14 protein-coding genes are annotated in these 20,661 nt (G+C 60.8%); 9 read left to right on the top strand and 5 right to left on the bottom strand.

Annotation, left to right across the window (positions count from 1 at the left end; all coding sequences use genetic code 11):
• Window positions 1-57: 57 nt before the first annotated feature.
• Together NCT04_RS27780 and NCT04_RS27785 are read right to left on the bottom strand one after the other, a co-directional pair.
• Entirely contained in the window at window positions 58-3,696 is a 3,639-nt protein-coding gene (locus NCT04_RS27780; protein WP_250468911.1) for an autotransporter family protein, read from the bottom strand.
• 273 nt (window positions 3,697-3,969) lie between these two features.
• Window positions 3,970-5,313, bottom strand: a complete 1,344-nt coding sequence (locus tag NCT04_RS27785; RefSeq protein ID WP_250468922.1) for an Nramp family divalent metal transporter — start codon at window positions 5,311-5,313, stop codon at window positions 3,970-3,972.
• A gap of 163 nt (window positions 5,314-5,476) precedes the next feature.
• Between NCT04_RS27785 and NCT04_RS27790 the strand changes: the two genes are divergently transcribed.
• The 5 genes from NCT04_RS27790 to rpoD all read left to right on the top strand — a co-directional run bounded on the left by NCT04_RS27790 (window position 5,477) and on the right by rpoD (window position 13,703).
• A complete protein-coding gene (locus tag NCT04_RS27790; RefSeq protein WP_250468924.1) occupies window positions 5,477-7,501 on the top strand; it encodes a site-specific integrase in 2,025 nt (674 codons plus the stop codon).
• 155 nt (window positions 7,502-7,656) lie between these two features.
• Complete coding sequence (locus NCT04_RS27795; RefSeq protein WP_309848244.1) at window positions 7,657-8,835, top strand: ParA family protein; 1,179 nt, start codon at window positions 7,657-7,659, stop codon at window positions 8,833-8,835.
• Window positions 8,836-9,807: a ParB/RepB/Spo0J family partition protein gene (locus NCT04_RS27800; RefSeq protein WP_250468926.1), complete on the top strand. Its 972-nt coding sequence runs from the start codon at window positions 8,836-8,838 to the stop codon at window positions 9,805-9,807.
• 316 nt (window positions 9,808-10,123) lie between these two features.
• Window positions 10,124-11,470 carry a replication protein O gene (locus NCT04_RS27805; RefSeq protein ID WP_250468928.1) on the top strand — a complete coding sequence of 449 codons (1,347 nt, stop codon included), beginning with the start codon at window positions 10,124-10,126 and terminating at the stop codon, window positions 11,468-11,470.
• 229 nt (window positions 11,471-11,699) lie between these two features.
• Complete coding sequence (rpoD, locus tag NCT04_RS27810) at window positions 11,700-13,703, top strand: RNA polymerase sigma factor RpoD (protein WP_250468930.1); 2,004 nt, start codon at window positions 11,700-11,702, stop codon at window positions 13,701-13,703.
• Window positions 13,704-13,778: 75 nt separating this feature from the next.
• Here rpoD and NCT04_RS27815 read toward each other — a convergent pair whose 3' ends face one another.
• Both NCT04_RS27815 and NCT04_RS27820 read right to left on the bottom strand, forming a co-directional pair.
• Window positions 13,779-14,132: a hypothetical protein gene (locus tag NCT04_RS27815; RefSeq protein ID WP_250468939.1), complete on the bottom strand. Its 354-nt coding sequence runs from the start codon at window positions 14,130-14,132 to the stop codon at window positions 13,779-13,781.
• Window positions 14,133-14,421: 289 nt separating this feature from the next.
• Window positions 14,422-15,126: a glutathione S-transferase N-terminal domain-containing protein gene (locus tag NCT04_RS27820; RefSeq protein ID WP_250468940.1), complete on the bottom strand. Its 705-nt coding sequence runs from the start codon at window positions 15,124-15,126 to the stop codon at window positions 14,422-14,424.
• Between the two features lie 402 nt (window positions 15,127-15,528).
• Here NCT04_RS27820 and NCT04_RS27825 point away from each other — a divergent pair, with 402 nt between their 5' ends.
• Window positions 15,529-16,026 (top strand): hypothetical protein, encoded by a 498-nt coding sequence (locus NCT04_RS27825; protein ID WP_250468942.1) that lies wholly within the window; start codon window positions 15,529-15,531, stop codon window positions 16,024-16,026.
• A 122-nt stretch (window positions 16,027-16,148) separates the two neighbouring features.
• Entirely contained in the window at window positions 16,149-16,916 is a 768-nt protein-coding gene (locus NCT04_RS27830; protein ID WP_244829871.1) for an SDR family oxidoreductase, read from the top strand.
• Between the two features lie 18 nt (window positions 16,917-16,934).
• Here NCT04_RS27830 and NCT04_RS27835 read toward each other — a convergent pair whose 3' ends face one another.
• The gene (locus NCT04_RS27835) at window positions 16,935-17,165 is read right to left on the bottom strand and encodes a hypothetical protein (protein WP_250468944.1); all 231 of its coding nucleotides are present in this window, start codon (window positions 17,163-17,165) and stop codon (window positions 16,935-16,937) included.
• A gap of 198 nt (window positions 17,166-17,363) precedes the next feature.
• Between NCT04_RS27835 and NCT04_RS27840 the strand changes: the two genes are divergently transcribed.
• Together NCT04_RS27840 and NCT04_RS27845 are read left to right on the top strand one after the other, a co-directional pair.
• The gene (locus tag NCT04_RS27840) at window positions 17,364-19,367 is read left to right on the top strand and encodes a sigma-54-dependent Fis family transcriptional regulator (protein WP_250468946.1); all 2,004 of its coding nucleotides are present in this window, start codon (window positions 17,364-17,366) and stop codon (window positions 19,365-19,367) included.
• 226 nt (window positions 19,368-19,593) lie between these two features.
• Entirely contained in the window at window positions 19,594-20,658 is a 1,065-nt protein-coding gene (locus NCT04_RS27845; RefSeq protein WP_250468948.1) for an ATP-NAD kinase family protein, read from the top strand.
• Window positions 20,659-20,661 lie beyond the last annotated feature (3 nt).

Genomic DNA, 20,661 nt, shown 5'->3' on the forward strand with positions numbered 1-20,661 from the left:
TTTTAGTCTCCAATAGTATGCATGGAGTCACGCGAGCGAACAGGTTTCAACGAGCGCTCACCACTTCCACCGCACGCCGAGACCGCCTTCGATCGCGCTGCGACGCGCGCCGCCGATATTCGTCGTGTAATTCACGTTGGCGAACGCGCTGCCGCGTGCGCTCACCTTCGCGACGATACCCGCGCCGAGTTGCGCGGTCGTGGCGGATACGCTCGTCGGAATCACGGTCGATGCGGCGAAGGTCACGGTATCGGTGGCGCCGAAGTCGCGCCAGAGGTTCGCGCGCAAATAAGGCTGCCACGAAGTCCCGGCCGCATCGAAGTTGGCGAACAAACGTAGGCCGAGCCGCCCGATCAGACCGCTCGCTTCATCGAACGATACGTGCGAGATGCCGTCATCGATATCGTCGAGACTCGCGTGCTGCCAGATCAGTTGCATTTGCGGCTCGATGCCGAGGCCCGCGGGCAGCGCGATGGGCAGCCCTGCTTCGAACGATGCGGCGAATGTCGTGCCGTGTGTGCTGGCGCCGACGCCGCGGTTCGATACCGGATCGGCGGTGAGCGTGCTGCCGAGCACGACGGCATCCGTGTACCAGCCGCCGGGGCCGATGTGCGTCCAGTAGAGGCCGGCGCTGTAGGCATCGACCGAGAGATGGCCCACGGCTGAGTTGGGGAAGCCGAGCGCGAAGCCGCTGACGTCGCCGCTTGCGCGCGCGAAGCCGAGGAAAAAGCCATAGTGATTGCGATGACCGGTGGAGCTGGCATTGGCGTACACATCGTGTCCGACTTGCGCGCCACCGATTCCACCGCTGAATTCCGGGTCCGCCGCGCCGCTGTTGCGCAGCGTCGCGTGGCCGCCCCAGACGCGCGCCCATGCGGCGGGCAGCGCGCCGGTTTCGCCTAGCAATGACTGCTCGCCCTGACGTTCGTGGAATGTGCCGATTTGCTGGATCGCCAGTTCGCGCATGATGATCGGCACTTCGGTGTAGACGGGCACTTCGGTTCGATAAAGCGGCGTCGGAGCCGCGCCTGGCGGTGGCGGCGGCGGAAGCGGCGGTGTTCCGGCGGCGGAGGTTGGAGTCGGTGGGTTTGGTGTCGGTGTCGGTGTCGGTGTTGGTGTTGGCGTTGGTGTTGGTGTTGGCGTCGGTGTTGGCGTTGGTGTTGGCGTTGGTGTTGGCGTTGGTGTTGGTGTTGGCGTTGGTGTTGGCGTTGGCGTTGGCGTTGGCGTTGGTGTTGGTGTTGGCGTTGGTGTTGGCGTTGGCGTTGGCGTCGGCGCTGGCGTTGGCGCTGGCGTTGGCGCTGGCGCTGGCGTTGGCGCTGGCGTTGGCGCTGGCGTTGGCGCTGGCGTTGGCGTTGGCGTTGGTGTCGGTGTCGGTGTCGGTGTCGGTGCCGGTGCCGGTGTCGGTGTCGCGGGCGTAACCGGAGCCGGAGGCACGCTCGACCGCAGATACCAGTTGTCAGCCGTTCCATCACTGACACCGCCCTTGAACAGGTAATACTGGAAAGCGCCCGCCGCTACCGGATGCGCCAGCGTGAACGCGCCCGCCGATGTCGTCGCGCCGTTGGTTGCCTGCACGACCTGAATCCCGTCGTTCGCCGTGAGCCCGCCAGCGCCGCCGACGTTAGTTACGCCAATCGAAGTCGTCCCGGCGCCCACGCCTTGCGCAACCACGAGTCTGTCGCTCGGCGCGCCGTCCGCGCCTACGACGCTCTGCACCAGCAGCCGGCCGTTGTTGCCCGTGTAGTTGCCATTCACGACGAACGCATCGCTCGTACTCGCGCCGCCGTTCGTCAGGTCGATCGTTCCCGCGTTGTTCAGCGTAACGAGTTGTCCGGCGACGGCGGGCTGGAGCGCCACGCGCCCGATCCCGCCCGCCAAAATCGTGCTCGTCGCATCGAGATCGAGTAATCCGGCGCCGGTCGTGGTATCGCCGAGCGTCAGGCCGTTTTCATCGAACGTGAGTTGCGTTGCATTCGATGCAGTAATCGTCTCCCAACCGACGAAGCGGTTCAGCCCGCTCACTTGCGAATTGTCGAATGTCAAAGCGTCGATGCCCGCGCCGCCGTCGATGCGCGTCGTCGCGGCGAGTGTCGCATCGGTCAGATTGCGAATCGTGGCAGTGTCGTTGCCCGCGCCGAGCGACACCGGCCCGCTAATCGCGCCGCCGCTCCAGGCGAGCGTGTCCGCTCCGCTCGTCGTCGTCACGCCCTGACCGATCGTGCCGCCCGTGATGGTCAGCTTGTTCGTGCCGCTGCCGAGATCGACCCGTCCGCCAATCGTCCCGCCCGAAAGCGAGAAAGTGTCGTCGTTCTGGGCGGCGGTGACGTTGCCGTCGATTTGTCCGCCGGACATCGTGAAGACGTTGTTGCCGATGTTCAGGTCCGCTGTGCCGATGCGCCCGCCCGTGATTTGCGCAACATCGCCATTCGCGAACACGCCGACGATGCGTCCTCCGGACATCGTGAGCGTGTCGCGTCCATCGCCTTGATCGAGCGAATCGAGCTGGCCCGCCGTCATCGTGAAGGCGTCGATGCCATCGCCCTGGCGGACCTGTCCCGTGACCGTTCCGCCGTTCATGTTGAACGTGTCGCTTCCGGTATCGGTGCGCACGGCAACGCCCGCGCTTCCGGCAATCACGCCCGTATTGCTGATCGACACGTTGATGCGCCCGTTCGCCACGACGGCCTCACCGGTGTCGCCGCGAATCGTCCCGGAGTTGCTAATCGTCTCGGCTCCGTTGGCAATCGTCACGCCGGTCGCGCCTTGAATCGAGCCGGCGTTGTCGAGCGTGCCGCCGCCGTTCGCTGCGATCCCGCTTGCCTGCTGACTCACGATGCTCGCGCCCGCCGCATTCACGAAGGACACGCGCCCGGTGACGGAGGCGCCCGTTCCGCCAGCGCCGCGCGCGGTGATCGTGCCGGTGTTGGTGATTGCGCCTGGCGAGGCATCGAGCGAAGCGATGCCATGCGCGCCATCGCCCGACACGTCGATCGCGCCATTGTTCGTGATGACGTTGCCGCCCGCACTGGCGTTGACAGAGACGCCGTGCGCCAATGCACCGGTCGTCGTGATCGTGCCGTTGTTCACGAGGGAATCGCCATGCGTCACGGCGGCCATGCCGTACGAGTTCGCGCCGCTCGTCGCGACGCCTCCGTCGTTGATCAGCGTGCCGCTGCCCGAACTTTGAGAGTCGATCATCGCTGCGGCGTTCGCACCGTTCGTGCGGATGACGCCCGTCGATTCGTTGTGGATCGTGACCGCGGCAGCGGAGTTGAAGATGCCCGCTGCGCCCGAGCCGGTGGTAAAGACGGCGCCGCGGTTCAGCAGCGTATTGCGACCGGCGCCAATGCCTTGACTGGTCATGGCATTGGCGCCGCCAGCGTTGATTCGCAGCGTGCCGCTGTTGCTTGCGAGGCTCGTGTCGCGGATGAGAATGCCGTTGTTGCTACCGACATCGAGTTCGGCGCCGGGCAACACTTCGATCGTTACGTTGACGCTGCCTGAAACCGCGATGACCGGCGAGGTCGAGGGATTGGGCACGCGGGTATCGCACGTAGCCGTCTCGCCGGATTGCGGTGCGTTGTTGTCACATGCGCCCAGAGCCGGCAGCGCGCGCGAAAGACAAAAGACACCGAACGCGAGCGATAACCCTCGAACGAGCGGCGTCAGGTGAACAGCGGGCCTCAAGCAGTTCATGTTTTTTCCGACGCCCCGACTGTTTCGTTTTTCCTGGCGCGGATGCGGAGAGTTGCACGCACGCCAACGACCGACTCACCTGCTACCACGGTGCAAAGGTCAGGTTAGTGCACGGGTTTCATTTAAGCAAAGCATGCTGAGGAATCTATCGCGGCGGCGTTTTCAGGGACTTCGTCTTTGATGGATGGTCGTTGAAAGGCTTTGTGCCATCACTCCGTCCTTAAGCCATTTCGACTACTCGGCCGTTCTATCTATATAGAGGACGTGGCGCGTTCAAACGAAAAAGGTATCGACGAGCAGTTTCACGTTGAGCACGACGATCACCGCCGCAACCAGCCACGCCAGCGCGGCGGTCCAGCGCGAAACGACGAAGACACCCAATTTGCGTCGGTCCGAAACGAATCGGACGAGCGGGATGACGGCAAAAGGCAATTGCATCGACAGGATCACCTGACTCAGGACGAGCAGATGCGTCGTGCCCTTCTCTCCATACAGCGCGGTAACGACAATGACCGGCACGATAGCAAGACCTCGCGTGATGAGCCGTCGCGCCCAGTTCGGAATGCGCAGTCGCAGAAAACCTTCCATGACGATTTGGCCGGCGAGCGTCGCGGTGACGGTCGAGTTCAGGCCCGACGCGAGCAGCGCGACCGCGAACAAGGTCGATGCAATGCCGAAACCCAAAAGCGGCGACAAGAGCCGGAACGCTTCCTCGATCTCGACGACTTCCAAATGGCCCTTCGCGTGGAACACGGCGGCGGCCACGATCAGGATCGCCGCGTTGACGAAGAGCGCGAGGGTCAGCGCAATCGTGCTGTCGATGGTCGCGAAACGGATCGCCTCGCGGCGGGCGGGAATCGAATCGCCGAACGCGCGCGTCTGCACCACCGAAGAATGCAGATACAGGTTGTGCGGCATGACCGTCGCGCCGAGGATGCCAATGGCCACGTACAGCATTTCGCGATTCGTCACGATTTCCGTCGATGGCACGAAGCCGCGCATGACCTCGCCCCAAGGTGGCGCGGCTGCGGCGATCTGCAAGGCAAAGCAGCCTGCTATCACGACGAGCAACACGATGACGAACGCTTCGAGCAGGCGGAAACCCTTGTTGATCAGGAAGAGCAGCAGGAAAGCATCGAGCGCGGTGACGAGCGCGCCGGCGATCAACGGAATACCGAACAGCAACTTCAGCGCGATGGCCGTGCCGATGACTTCGGCCAGATCGCACGCGATGATCGCCGCCTCACAGGCGAGCCAAAGTGCGAGATTCACCGGTTTCGAATAATGATCGCGGCACGCCTGCGCCAGATCGCGGCCGGTCGCCACGCCGAGGCGCACGGCAAGCGATTGCAGAAGAATCGCCATCAGATTGGAAAGAAGGATGACGGCGAGCAGTGTATAGCCGAAGCGCGATCCCCCCGCGATGTCCGTCGCCCAGTTGCCCGGATCCATATAGCCGACCGAGATCATGTAGCCTGGCCCGGCGAAAGCGAGAAAGCGCCTGAACCACCATCCGCCCACCGGCACGCGCACCGACGCGAAGACCTCCGGAAGACTCGGGCGGGGAGCGTCGTCCTCTCCCGATTGCTTCAACTCGGGGCGTCTGGGTCCGCGCATCGGCACGTCTCTCCTGAAAGTCCGCTATGAACGTGCTGGAAATATGCGCCTTGCGAATTGAACATTCAAGCTGACGGTTCGTTCGACATCGGCCTTCGAATCGCACAGTCTGATTAATCCACTTATCAGACTGTGCGATTTTCCTTGTCAAATTCGAAGCTGGTTGATAACCTTCCCGCAAATTGTTGAATACAAAGGGAAATCAAGCAGGATGGCAACAGCTAACCCGGCGAGTATAACCAATCCGGCTGCGGACACGCCCCGCTTTTCGCTCACGCGCCGCCTGACTCGCCAACACTTTGCGCTGTATCGCGGCTATTTAGATGGCGTCTCCGAGGCAAAACTTCACGCGTCTTATGGCGATGCCGGTACGGATGTCCGCACCACGCGTCGGCTTATCGTCACGTTGCGCGACACGCTTTCCGTGCTGGCCCGACGCGCGCACGATACCGACGCCGCTTACCTCTTACGGTTGCGGCCGGGCAGTATCCCGCTTTTCGAGCCGCCGCAGACGCAAGACACGCCATCGCTCGATGAATACCGTGAGCGGATCGACCCCGACGGCGTCTATAGCGAAGCCGAATTACTAGCGCTCCACGAGGAAGAATATCCACCCGGCGCCACACCGGCGCTGGATCGGCGGGCTTCCCGCAATCTCCGGCTGCGACGGCGGCAGACCGACGCGCTTTCGCGAATGGAGGCAAGTCTCGCGCAAGAGCCACGGCCGGATCACCCGCTGGACGGCTGGTTCGAACCGGCTGTGACCGCGCGGCTCGCGGCGGTCGGGCTTTCCACCGTCGGGGACGTCGTTTCGCTGATCGAAACTCGGCGCCACCGCTGGTACACGGCGGTTCCGCGACTCGGGCCGAAAGGCGCGCAGCGAATCGTGGACTGGCTGCAACTTCACGCGAACGCGCTTCGCCATACTTTTTCACCGTTGGCCCTTGTGCCGCGGCGCGATTGGCCGAGTGACGCATCGGCACGAGGTTCTGAATGGACCGGGTCGCGGGACGAGACGCTTCGGATTGCCCCGCTCGAAGCGCTGCGAGTTCCTGCTGCGCTTGATGGGTCGAAGGGGACGAATCGACGGCCGTCAGAATTTGGCACGGATCTGCAGGCAATCCACGCGTGGCTCGCCGCGCGAACGGCCAGCGCGCACACGCAAAGGGCTTATCGCCGGGAAGCAGAACGGTTGCTGCTCTGGGCCGTGGTGGAAAAACACAAGCCGATGTCGTCTTTAGACGAGGCCGACTGCAACGAGTACATCACGGCTTTTTTACCGAATCCGCAGCCTTCCGCGCGCTGGGTGGCAAAAGGTCGCGTCGATCGATGCCTTTCGAGCTGGCGGCCTTTTGCCGGGCCACTTTCTGATCGAAGCCGGGAATCCGCGCGCGCAATTTTAAGCGCGATGGGCGCGTGGCTAGAGGCGCAGGGGTATCTGGCGACAAACCCATTTATTGCACAGACGCGTGTGGCCGAGCCGCCGGTCTTCGACGCCGTGGACCGCTCACTCGATACGGATCAGTGGCAGATTGTGCTGCAGTCGGTATCGCGCGATGTCTATGGTTTCGCCGAGCATCGTGACCGCTTGGCGCTGCTTTTGGCGTATGCCACCGGCATGCGTCGGGGAGAACTAGCCGCAGCGACTACGGAAGCGCTATCGGTCGGACGGCTTTCCGGCGTTGCCGGTCCGATCTGGCGAGTACGCGTCGCGCGTCAGCGCGGCGAACCAAGAACAGTGTTTTTGCCGCCGGCCGTTGCGGAAGCGCTGATCGAAAATCTGGCGCTTCGCGGTTTGTCTGATCCCTTGGCCTGTCCAGAAGGCACGCCGATTCTCGCGCAGACTCGCGGCGGCAATGCACTTGGGCCGGATGGCATCGGCAAACTGTTCAAGCGGGTGTTCGCAAATGCGGCCGCTCTCGCCGAGGGTTATGTTCCCGGCTCCGGCAAGCGCCTCGCACAGGCCAGCACTCATTGGATTCGACACACGCACTCCGTTCATGCGCTGACGCACGGCGCTGCGTTACCGGAGGTCAGCGCTAACTTGGGTCATTCGAAACTTTCGACGACGAAGGTTTACCTGGAAAATCAGGATTCGTCCAAACTACTAGGCGTCGAACGATTGATTCGGAGGGCAACATTCGCCGCTCAAGGGCCCTTGTCGACTGATTCGCTGCCCGTCAAGTAAACGTCGTGTTGTAAAAACGCCCGATTTCGGGATAAAACAACTTCAGAGTTTACTTGAGGTTTACCGGTTGGCCGTTTATTCTTCGGTTTGCAGCATGTTTTCCACAAACCGAAGAATCTATAGCTTACTTAGGCCCGCCAGTGACCGCGAATTCAATGCTAAGCGCTCGGCTTCCGGAAGTCGATCAATCCGTCTCAATCGAGACGCTCTTGGGAGTGGCCGCCCAAGCCACTGACATTCTTAATCAGATCCGCGACGCAATGCTGGAGCCGTATCCCCGCAAAAGCGCGCCGACTTTCACGAGTGCTCAGGTGGCCTCGCTTTGCGGAGTCGATAAGCAGCGGTTTCAGTACCTCACGACCAAGGGTGAACTTCCCGCTGGAACGTCGAAAGGCGCCGGCCGGAGCAAGGAGTTCACGCTTGAAGAAACGTTGACGTGGATTCGGGCGACCAAGGAGCGAGCGCGAAGACCCGAGGGTAAACGCGGACGTATCGTTACTGTCGCGAACTTCAAGGGTGGTGTTGCGAAAACCACCACTGCAGTATCCGCCGCCCAAGCGCTCACTCTGCTCGGCCGGCGCGTGCTGGTAATCGATTGCGACCCGCAAGGCACGACTACGCAGCTTTGCGGCTGGGCACCGGATGCGGAGATCTCCGACGATCAGACGCTCCTTCCACTTATATACGGCGATCAGCAAACGCTGCACTACGCGGTGCAGGAGACCTATTGGCACAACCTGGATCTCGTCCCAGCGTCATCGTCCTTGTTTGACGCCGAGTTCGAGATTCCTGCCAAGGTTCTCAACGACAGCACGTTCGAGTTTTGGGAGATTTTGCGCAAAGGCCTGTTGCCGCTAACGGCGGAGTATGACGCCGTTGTCATAGACACGCCGCCTGCGCTTAGTTACCTCACGATCAACGCTCTGCTCGCCTCCGACGCAATCTTGCTGCCCTGCCCGCCCGAAGCACTCGACTTTGCCAGCTCGACTCAATTCTGGCATCTATTCGCGGACATCGCGAAGAAGCTGCCCGGCGTGCTCGAACAGAAGCGCTTCGACTTCGTCAATGTGATTCTGACCAAGGCAAAGTCCGACGATGTGTCGCGCGTCGTGCGCGGCTGGCTTCAGAAGGCTTATGGCGATCGCGTCCTTCCGTTTGAGATTCCCGAGTCGACGGTACCGAAGGGCGCTTCTGCTCAGCTGTCCACGGTCTATGACTTGTCGAAGCCCGATGGAAGCACTGCCGCGTACAACCGGTTCAAAGAGCCGCTCGATCGGCTCGCCGAACATCTCGACGCGCAGTTCGTCCGCGCCTGGAATCAATCGGAGGCTTAAATGGGTATCGGCGACAGACTGCTGGCAAAGACGGCAAACATTGGAACCAAGGCGGCCGAGCCAAATCAGCCGCGTGCCACGAGCACGGAGGCGCGGACGTCACCCGGAAGGTTGATGGACGCGCAGCATCGCATCAACACGGCGCAGGCGCGCATCAAAGAATTGGAAACGCAGCTCGAAGAGCGAGCCGCCTTGGAAGTACCGCTTGACGCGCTGATCGAGGTCAGCGGGCGGCGGCGGAAGCTGACCAGCGAACAGTTCCAGGAACTGAAGAGCAACCTTTCCCAGCACGCTCTTGCAACGCCAATTTTGGTGCGCACGCTTACCGATGGGCGTTATGAAATCGTGGCTGGTCACAACCGTGTGGCCGCATATCGCGAGCTTGGTCGCAACACTATCCGCGCTAACGTGGCGTCGATCGAAGAAGGTGAAATTGAATTTGCGGCGTTCTTCTCGAACCTGCTTTCACCTTCTCTGACTGACTTCGAGAAGTATTGGAATTTCAAACGCCTGCAGGAGTTGAGCGGGCTTTCGCGCACCGAAATTTCGGAGAGCGCGGGACTCAGCAAAAGCCATGTTACCCGCATTTTTTCGTTCGACGCTCTGCCAGAGGCTGCAAAGGCGGCGCTTGCGGAAAAGCCGGAAAGACTCGGTAGCAATGCTGCGCAAAAGCTCGCCGCTTTAACTGAGGCGGGCAAAGCGGAAAAAGTCGTTGAAGCAATTCGCCGATTGGTTGATGACGAGAACTTTACGCAAGACAAAGCGGTGGCGCTGGCGGCGGAGAAGCCTAAGGCGGTCGCACCTAGTACTACTGTTGTTCGCGCGGGACGGAGAAAGGTCTGCGAGGTCTCAACGAGAAACGGCGTAGTCGGAGTTAGATTCTTCGAGAACGACGCAGGTGACGCCGAGCAATGGGGGCAACGAATTGCGGATTTCATCAACAAGACGTTGACCGATATCGAAAGAAACTAAGGCTCTAGAAGATTTTAGTTTGAAATCAACGAGTTACTTCAAGCTTAGATGGCGCCAACCGATGAGCCTACTAGAAACTCGTTAATAATCAATCACTTGAAAAATATAAACGCGAGGCAACGATGTAAGTAATTTGCGTTAGAAAGACAAAAGCCTTCGGCGCCAACCGAAGGCTTTTGAATTCGGGCTCAACTGCTGCTCGCCCGGTCCGCTTCCCGACGCCAATCGGGTCACGAAGTACACAGATCGAAGTTTAGCGGATCGCGATCGGCAGTCAAGCGTTTGTCCTCCATTTCCAAAAATGGATGTACTTGACATGCATATCGCGCAACTTTCCGTTGCAGGCGAGGATTTTTCTCGCCTCGAAAACCACGAATCATCCGAGAACTTTGCGGACCAACAAGCGCTCGATGATTACGCTTGCGATCGATCCAACCTTCCCTGGGTCATCTTTCGAGCCGCTCACCGAGCGAATCATCTCGCCGCGCTACCTGCACGCGCTCGAGCCTTACTCGCCGCTCTGGCTCGCACTGTCGACGCACGTCGTCCCTACGCGGCAATCTTCGCTCGCCGTGAATTGCTAACCGGCCGCGCAATGCAGTCCATGCGTACGTTCTATCGAAGCCTTGAGGATTTGGAGAAAGAGGCCTTAATTACACGTCCTCCGCAGACTCGCTACGGCGCCGCTGGGCTGTTCGGACGTGCCTACCTACATCTCACACCAAAGGTCGTTACCCTTCTAGGTCTTGTTGAGTCAGGTAGCGATACGACAACTCAGGCTCAAGATTCAAACGAACCGAAAGCAAACCGCGAGCAATCTCCTTCCTTGATCTCACCGTCTGCCACGGTGGCAGACCGCACTATATATAAGGATCTATACCCTACTAATCAAAAGAGACAACCAGGAAAGCTCCCAGCGGACCTCGAACGTCTACGCGGTCTGGGCTTTCGTCATTTCCTGATCTTTCGGCTCATGCGCGAAGCGTCCGAACACGCCAAGCGTCTGTCCGATGTAGTCGAAGCCTCCTGGAAACACCTCCAACGGGCGAAGCATCCGATCAGCTATCTGCGTGCACTCCTTCGTGCCCCCGTCGACTTTGCATACCGCGTGCGGACCATTCACGAAGGAAACGTTGAGAAGCAAACTCGGATAGCTCGCGGCATCGAATTGCAAAGAGCATCTGCCCAGCTTGCCGGTCAATCTTTTGTGAGCCATGACGGCGCAAGAACATTCCTCGTCTCTGAGGACGCGAAATCCGTCACGACGCATCATCGCGACGAGCGACACCCCCGCACTAGGGCAGGCGCCTGGGCGACCGACTTCCTCGCGGCCATCAAAGCCGGGAAGATCGTTCCGCACACGTCTGTTGCGCCGCCAGCGCAAGCATCGCGTTCCAAACCTCAAAACGATGACACACATGAACTAAAGACGTCGACATGCTCACACGCGGCGCAGTCGCGCTTGAAAGCGCTGAAATTGCTCATACTTGCTAAACAGGCCGGCGGGCCAAATGGACTGCCAAGAGCGTTGAATAGTGCGTCCGTCATCGAAAAGGCGAGCATCGAACAAGTGCCAGCGCATACGGGGATCTCGAGCCTTGTCGCCGACACTGGCTATGTTAGAGCCCACGCTGGCATATTGAAAAAACAGCCCACATCGTAACGAATGCTGATATAGTCTAAGGTTGCGCCCGCTAGGGCGAATGGAAGGTGCAGTACGTCGAACTAGACGGGACTGTGCATTTTGCTCGAAGCGATTTTCAGCCACCCGTCCATATAGAGTCAGCAGTCTCGGCAGCGAAAAGCGTGCGCCGAATGCCTACCAAAGTCAGCGAGCCTTTTCGCTCGCGCACGGACCTGTCATCGTCGAGCAAACCTGTCGAGGAGAAAGTATGGCAAGTTTTGATCGGGAAGATTCGGAGCTGGATATTGTCGCGCCGGCGCGCAGGTCCGCGGGTCGACGGGCAGGGAAGGGTAAGGGCCAGACCGGCACGATGCAGCCCGATGTCCCCACGACGGCGGAGCAGGAAGAGGAGCGTCAGCGCCAAATGCGCGCGCTCATTCAGTTGGGCAAGGAGCGGGGGTATTTGACCCACGCCGAAATCAATGACCACTTGCCGGACAACTTCGCGCAAACGGCGGCGATGGAAACCATTGTCAGCACGTTCAACGACATGGGCGTCGCGGTGTATGAGCAAGCGCCCGATGCTGAAACGCTGCTCTTGAGCGATAACGCGCCTGCTGTCGTCGCCGATGAACAGTCGGAAGAAGAAGCCGAGAACGCGCTGCAAACCGTCGATTCCGAGTTCGGCCGCACGACGGACCCCGTTCGCATGTATATGCGTGAAATGGGCGCAACCGAACTGTTGACGCGCGCTGGCGAAATCGCCATTGCGAAGCGCATTGAAGATGGCTTGCATGAAATGATTCAGGCCATCGCTGCGTGCCCGTCCACGGTCGCCACCATTCTGGCGGACGCGGCTCAAGTCGAATCGGGCGAGATCAAGATCGACGAACTCGTCGACGGTCTGAAGGAAGACGATACGGTGGAAGAAGATATTTCGGCATCCGATACATCGGAAACGTCCGAGATTGATACGGACACCGACGAATCCGGCGACGATGAAGACTCCGAAGACGACCTCGAAGGCGGCGATTCCGCTGCATCGAATGAAGCGCGTTTGAAGCAGCTCAAAGCGGATTGCCTGGAAGTTTTCGCGCGCGTGAGCGAGCTTGCCGAGCAAGCAAGCAGTCCGAAGAGTTCAGGCGCCGCCGCTTCGAAGGCCGTCGAACGGGCACGCACGGAGATTCAACGCGAGCTCGGTTCAATTCGCTTCACGGCGAAGACCATCGACCGTTTGTGCGCGGACGTCCAGCAGCAGGTTGCGCAAGTTCGCGAGATCGAGCGTCGCGTGCTGCAAATCGCGGTAGATCGTTGCGGCATGCCGCGCGACAAGTTCGTCGAATCGTTCCCGGGCAACGAGACCGATCTCGAATGGACGGCGCGCACTGCGGCGGCTTCGCGTCAATACGGCGCGTCGCTCGAGCGCAGTTTGCCGGCCATTCAGGCTGAACAGCAAAAGCTCATCGACATCGAAGCGCGTGTTGCATTACCGCTCAAGCAGCTCAAGCAGATCAATCGTCAGATGACGGCTGCCGAGTTGAAAATGCGTCAGGCTAAGCGTGAAATGATCGAGGCAAATCTGCGTCTCGTGATTTCGATTGCGAAGAAGTACGTCAACCGCGGCATGCAGTTTCTCGACTTGATTCAGGAAGGCAATATCGGCTTGATGAAGGCAGTGGACAAGTTCGAATATCGTCGTGGCTGGAAGTTTTCGACGTATGCAACCTGGTGGGTTCGTCAGGCTGTGACGCGTTCGCTTGCCGATCAGGCGCGCACGATTCGCGTGCCGGTTCACATGATCGAAACGATCAACAAGCTGAACCGCATTTCGCGTGAAATCCTGCAGCAGACGGGACAGGAAGCGCATCCGTCGGTGCTCGCGGAACGCATGGAAATGCCGGAAGAGAAGATTCGCGGCATCCTGAAGATTGCGAAGCAACCTGTGTCGCTCGAAACGCCGGTCGGTGAAGATGCCGACGCGACGCTCGGCGACATGATCGAGGACCAAGGCGCGGCATCGCCGGCGGATGCGGCCGTGCACGCGAATATGCGCGCCGCAATCGACGATGCGCTCAATGCGCTTTCGCCGCGCGAAGCGAAGGTTCTGCGCATGCGCTTTGGTATCGATACAGCGTCCGACTACACGCTCGAAGAATTGGGCAAGCAGTTCGATGTGACGCGCGAGCGTATTCGCCAGATCGAAAGCAAGGCAATGCGCAAGCTCATGCATCCGAGCCGCGCGGACAAGCTGCGTCCTTTCCTGGATCGCTGATCGTTTTAAGGGCTGTTGAGGCATCGAAACGCGCCGCCAGTTTTGGCGGCGCGTTTTTTTTCGTCCGCGATTTTCTCAACCGTGCGATGTGCCTTTCGGCGCCGACGTCGATGAACACGTCTGCAACGCGTCGATTGCCTTATGCGCAAGGTTGAGCGTTTCCTCACACGCGCGAGTGTTGGCGAATATCGAGCAGCCGCCGCCCGCATCGATTTTCGATACCGCTTTGCGCACCCGATCCAGCGCAAGTTGCGGCGACCCGGTGTCCTTGATGATGCCAGCCAGATCGAACGCGCTGCCGGCGCCGGTTTCGACGTAACCCGGACACTGCGTTTCCGCATGAGCGACCACGCAAATCAACGCAAGCACGGCAACGGCGAATCGGCGGCCGGGCCGCGTCGCGGTTTGGGAACAGGAAATAACATTCATGGGTTGCCGGCTCCCGAAACGGTCGCATTGAAAAGGCGCGCTTCGCTTTTTATCCACATCCGCACTGGACAAGCTTGTGGATATCCTGAGCGCCGGGGCAAACTATTGATGCGAAAGGCTTTAAACCCGACGTCTGATTTTCGCGCGATGCCCCACATTGTGGACCTGTCCCAGCGAACGCGTCTAACGTGTCAAAAAGCTGCGACTGGCACGCGCGTTCGCCCTTAACCGTTTCCGCACGATTTCGGCAATATCGTCAGCGACGGTTGATCAAGCAAAAATCCAACGATCACACGCGCTTCGGAATCTCTAGTCCACGTTGAACCGCCGGGCGCGCGAGGAACACATCGAGCACGCGCTTTACGTTCGCGAAATCGTCGAAACCGACGAGATCGCGTGCTTCATAAAATCCGACTAGATTGCGAATCCACGGAAACGTCGCGATATCGGCGATGCTGTACTCATTCCCCGAAATCCAGTCGCGGCCGGCGAGGTGTTTGTCGAGGACTGCGAGCAGGCGTTTCGCTTCGGCGACGTAGCGATCGCGCGGACGCTTGTCCTCGTAGTCCTTGCCGGCAAATTTGTTGAAGAATCCGACCTGGCCGAACATCGGGCCGACACCGCCCATCTGGAACATCAGCCATTGAATGGCTTCGTAGCGTTGCGCCGGGTCTGCCGGAACGAATTGGCCGCTTTTATCGGCGAGATAAAGCAGAATCGCCCCGGATTCGAAAAGCGGCAGCGGTTGACCGTTCGGACCGTTCGGATCGATGATCGCGGGAATCTTATTGTTCGGATTCAGCGACAGGAATTCTGGCGACATTTGATCGTTGGTATCGAATCGCACGAGATGCGGCTCGTAAGGCAGCCCTGTCTCTTCCAGCATGATCGACACCTTCACGCCATTGGGCGTCGGTAGCGAGTAAAGCTGAATGCGTTCGGGGTGTTGTGCTGGCCACTTCTGGGTGATCGGAAAATCAACTAAAGAAGTCATGCTGGTTCCAGAAGAAAAGAATTGCTCAATATAGCCGATGGTAATCAACAGCTCGCATCATTAGCGGGCCTGGGCGCTTGCAATTACTTCTATCCAAAGGTCCCGTTGTTTCGCCGAAGCGCACTCGGGCCGACTGTCGTTGCACATGCAACTTTGTCGTCCAAACCCAAACACATCGGGTATCGAAGCAATTCGATCGCGCTTACAAAACCGCACGAATCAACTACACGCGCAATTGTAAAAACCACAGCGAAGACAAGCAGTTAGCGCACGCCGCCGTCACGACTCACCGCCCCAGGCAGCCGCAAACAAAGACAAACTAAAAAATTGGCTTGCTTATTGCATTACACAAAACGTAGTCCATGCCGTGTCGATCAACTCAACCGTTGAATTGCTGCTGCCATGAAAACCGTCCCTTTCGCCACGCTTACCGTCCTTGCCGCACTCGCCGGCGCGCTGATACCCGGCGTCTCGACTGCCCGTCCGCTCGAAAGCCAGCTCGACTGCCAATCCAGCGCGCATCGCTTCATCGCGCCACTGCGCGACGACCGCTCGATCGACGCTGCGCCGATGCGCGTCGAAGCCAACTCGGTCAACGCGTTCAAGCCGACCCAAGGCAGCGAACTCACGGCCTACGGGTTTCGCGTATATGCCGTGCTCGGCTACGAACAGGGCGATGCCATGTTCAAGCAGGGCAACGGCCGTCCGATCAACGACTCGGCTTACGGCGTCGTCGTGCTCGGCGCGAAAGATACGGTCGAGGATCGCGTGCGCGAATCCGGCAGCAACGCAATCGTCCATGAAGTCGTGCCGATGATGATGACCGTCGTCTTCTGCGATGGCAGCAACATGCGCAACACCGCGCGCACGGTGGCGACGGAAGCATCGAGTAATCGTTGAAACGTCTTTGAAAGCGCTCGCTGAAATGCGCCGCGCTTGTCTCCGCATTCGTCGATAATGTTCTTCCAATCGCGCGACGCACTCACAAGGGTGCGCGCGCACCACAACAGGAGAACGCCGACATGTCCGACGCAGTGAATCAGCAGAAGCGCATTGCCATCGTCACCGGAGCAGGGAGCGGCATCGGCCGTGCGGCGGCGCTTGCTCTACTCGGCGACGGCTGGTCGGTCGTGCTTGCGGGCCGACGCGCGGCGCCGCTCGAAGCGGTCATCGGCGAAGCCGACGCAAGCGAACGCGCGCTTGCCGTTCCGACGGACGTCTCCGATCCGCAATCGGTCGAAAAGCTCTTTGCGGCGGCAGTCGAGCGCTTCGGACGCGTCGATTTGCTGTTCAACAACGCGGGCGTGAGCAATCCGCCGGGACCGTTCGAGGAATGGACGCCCGAGCAATGGCAAGGCGTGGTGAACGTCAATCTGAACGGCATGTTCTATTGCCTGCAACAGGCGTTCCGGACGATGCGCGCACAAACACCGCGAGGCGGCCGCATCATCAATAACGGTTCCATTTCGGCGAGCGCGCCGCGTCCGAATTCGGCCGCCTACACGGCGACCAAGCACGCGGTCGGTGGACTGACGAAATCCGCATCGCTCGATGGTCGCAAGTACGACATCGCGGTCGGTCAAGTGGATGTCGGCAACGCACTGACGGATCTGTCCGAGCGCATGTCGCGCGGCGTGCCGCAGGCGAACGGCGAGACCGCCATCGAACCGATGATGGACGTGAAGATCGTCGGCCAATCGGTGCTTTACATGGCGAATCTGCCGCTCGAAGCCAACGTACTGTTCCATACCGTGATGGCGACCAAGATGCCGTTCGTCGGTCGCGGCTGATTCAGTCGAACGCGCCTTTCATGTGGTGCGATACCAGACGCGAATGCCCGAGTACCAATGGCTGACGCTGGTATCGTCGCCCGCGCCGAACGTCGAGAGGCTCTCGACGTTCAGTACATCCACACCGTTTTCCTTGATCCACCGGTTCGCGCGCTCGACCAGCGTCGCGCCGTTCTCATACACGTTGCCTTTGATCAGGTGATGCTGCACGACTTGCCGCTCGAAGTCTTCGTAGGCGATTTTCGCCATCGCTCGTCTCCTGTTTTTCCACGTTGATTGCTGCGGCGCAACCAGTGCGCCGCATGACGCGTCCTGCCTATTCGAGCATCATATGGCCTGAACGACGCCGCGCGCGGAGCGGTTTACCCGCGGTCGCACGACCGTGCGCGAGCGACAAAAGACGCCAGCCAACGAGCGTCCGGGCACGAGACACCCAGGAGAGCACGCATGGACATGCGGCAACGCGAGCACATCGAGGCAGTCGTCGCGGCGACGACGCGCGCGCAGGTTCTGGCGCCTGCGCGCACGCAGGAAAGCATCATTCAGACTTCATGGCGTCGTTGCGTTCATCAATACGGGCTCGATCCGTCGCGCATGCAGGAAGCGCGCATCCTGACGCAGACGCGCTTGCGCGAGCATCAGCAACGGATCGACGATTTCGCACGCATCGCTCGACATGGACTGGAAACACTTTACGAGCAGGTCGCGGGGATGGGTTACGTCGTGCTGCTGACGGACGCGCTCGGCGTGACGGTCGATTACATTGGCGACGCGAACACCGATACGGCCTTGCGTCGTGCCGGGCTCTATCTCGGCGCGGAATGGAGCGAGGACGGCGCGGGCACGTGTGCGGTCGGCACTGCGCTCGCGACGGGGCAGGCGCTGACCGTGCATCAGATCGATCACTTCGACGCCACGCATATTCCGCTGACTTGCACGGCCGCGCCGCTCTTCGATTCGCGCGGCGCGCTCACCGCGATCCTCGACATCTCCGCGCTGACTTCACCGCAAGCGCGCGACAGCCAGAACCTCGCGCTGCAACTCGTGCGCATCTACGTGCGGCATATCGAGAACGCGATTTTTCTGCGCACGCATCGGCAGGACTGGATTCTCAAGCTCAACACATCGCCCGAATTCGTCGATGTCGATCCTGAATATCTGATCGCGCTCGATGAGGGCGGGCGCATCGTCGGACATAACCGGCGCGCGCACGAAATGCTGGCGGCCGAGATCGGGAAGCCTATCGCGCCGGGAGAAACGGCGGCGTCGCTTCTCGCCATGCGTTTCGATGCGCTCTTCGAAGCGCGTCTGGAAGATTTGAGCCGTTTCGTCTATTCGCGGCCGAGCGAACTGCGCGCGCTGCCGCTTGCGCGCAGCGGCGCGCTGCTATATCTGAGCGTGATGCCGCCCGCGCCATGTTTCGCGCCATCGACGCAAGAAAAATTCGCAGGCGCGCCCGGCATTCCCGCGCCGCTGGCCGCCCTCGGCGGCGGCGATCCCGCGCTTGCGCGGCAACTCGAACGCGCCGCCAAACTCGTCGATTCGCCGATCAATCTGCTCGTGAACGGCGAAACCGGCAGCGGCAAGGAATTCTTCGCGAAGGCGCTGCATCGCGCGAGTGCGCGGCGCGCGGGTCCATTCGTCGCGGTGAACTGCGCGGCGATACCGGAGACGCTCATCGAAAGCGAATTATTCGGGCATCTGCCGAACAGTTTTTCCGGCGCGGGTCCAAAAGCAAAGCGCGGCCTGATTCAGGAAGCCGATGGCGGCACGCTTTTCCTCGATGAAATCGGCGACATGCCGCGCGAGTTGCAATCTCGTCTCTTGCGCGTGCTGGCCGAAGGCGAAGTTCTGGCGATAGGCGCGTCGCGTCCGGTTTCCGTGGACGTGCGCGTAATTTCCGCGACGCATCATTCGCTCGACGCGCTGATGCAGGACGGCCGCTTTCGCGAAGACCTGTACTACCGTCTGAACGGCGCGCGCTTCGCGTTGCCGCCGCTGCGCGAACGATCCGATCTCGACTGGCTGATCCGCAAGTTCCTCGATGCCGATACCGCGCATGGTCCCGTCGCGTTGTCGCCGGCGGCGCGGGTTTGTTTGCATCGGCATGAGTGGCCGGGAAATTTGCGCGAGCTCAACAACGTGCTGCGCTACGCGCGCGCGGTGTGCGCGGATGGCGTGATCGAGGTCGACGATCTGCCGGATGGATTCGTCGAATGGACCGCGCACGACGCCGCGCCGCAACCGCCGCATGCACATGTGGCCGACGAAGCGTTCGATACACATCGCCTGCCGCCCGAGGGCATGTTCCTGATGCAGTATCTGCGCGCGGCGAGCTGGAACCTGAGCGCCGTGGCGCGGCAGATCGGCGTGAGCCGCATGACGCTGTATCGGCGCATGGCGCGCTATGGCATTCGTTCGCCGAATCAACGTGACGCGGGCGAACGTTGAGCATCCGCATTTCGCGATACGCCTGTACTCCATGAGACACCTGCCGCTGTGACACCTGTAACGGCGGCACGCGTGCAACGTGCACTTCCTTTCGTAAAACACCCGTTATTTCCGGGTAATCCCTCGCTATTCCAATTGGCATAGCGCTTGCCTTTACTCGCCTCACAACCATTCCAACGCCCGACGAAGCGTCTTTCTTTCGGCCAGGGTCAACGGAGACACCAGCATGCGTGACAGCGTCGAGCCGCTCGTCGGCATCATCGCCAATCCGGTTTCGGCGCGCGACATCCGGCGCGTGATCGCCAACGCGAACAGCCTGCAACTCGCGGATCGCGTGAATATCGTGCTGCGGCTCTTGTCGTCGCTTGCGGCGTGCGGCGTCGAGCGCGTCCTGATGATGCCGGATCGCGAAGGGCTCAAGGTCATGCTCGCGCGTCATCTCGCGCGCAAGCACGGGCACGACGCGGATCTCGCGAGTGTCGAATTCCTCGATATGCCCGTGACCGCGCGGGTCGACGACACCTTTCGCGCGGCGCGCATGATGCAGGACGCGGGCGCGGCGGCGCTCATCGTGCTGGGCGGCGACGGCACGCATCGCGCGGTGGTGCGCGAGTGCGGCGCGGTGCCGCTCGCGGGTTTATCGACGGGCACGAACAACGCCTACCCGGAAATGCGCGAGCCGACCATCTCCGGGCTCGCCACGGGTCTTTACGCCACCGGCCGCATTCCGGCTGCGCAGGCGCTCATGTCGAACAAGCGCCTCGACATCGACATACGCGATCAGAACGGCGCCGTGCGCCATGACATCGCGCTCGTCGATGCCGTCATCTCGCACGAAAAATTCGTCGGCGCACGCGCGCTCTGGAAGATCGACACGCTCGCGGCCGTCTACGTGTCTTATGCCGATCCGCAGGCCATCGGCATGTCGGCCATCGCGGGCTTGCTCGAACCAATCGGCCGTCACGAGCCGGGCGGCCTCGCCGTCGAACTGGCCGCATCCGGCAAGGGCGAATTCGAACTTTGCGCGCCCATTGCGCCGGGCTTGATGGAGCGCGTGCCGATCGCAAGCTGGCAGCGCCTTGCCGACGGCGTGCCGCAACGCGTCAAGCAGCGCGCGGGCATCGTCGCGCTGGACGGCGAGCGCGAGCTTGCTTTCGGCCCCGGCGACGAAGTGACCATCACCTTGCGTGAGAACGCGTTTCGCAGCATCGATGTCGCCGCGTGCATGCGCTATGCCGCGCGCGCCGGACTCATGCGCTTATCCGGCAACACTGCCAGCACCGTCGTTTAACCC

The organism is Caballeronia sp. GAFFF2, from assembly GCF_023631485.1.
GTDB lineage: Bacteria > Pseudomonadota > Gammaproteobacteria > Burkholderiales > Burkholderiaceae > Caballeronia.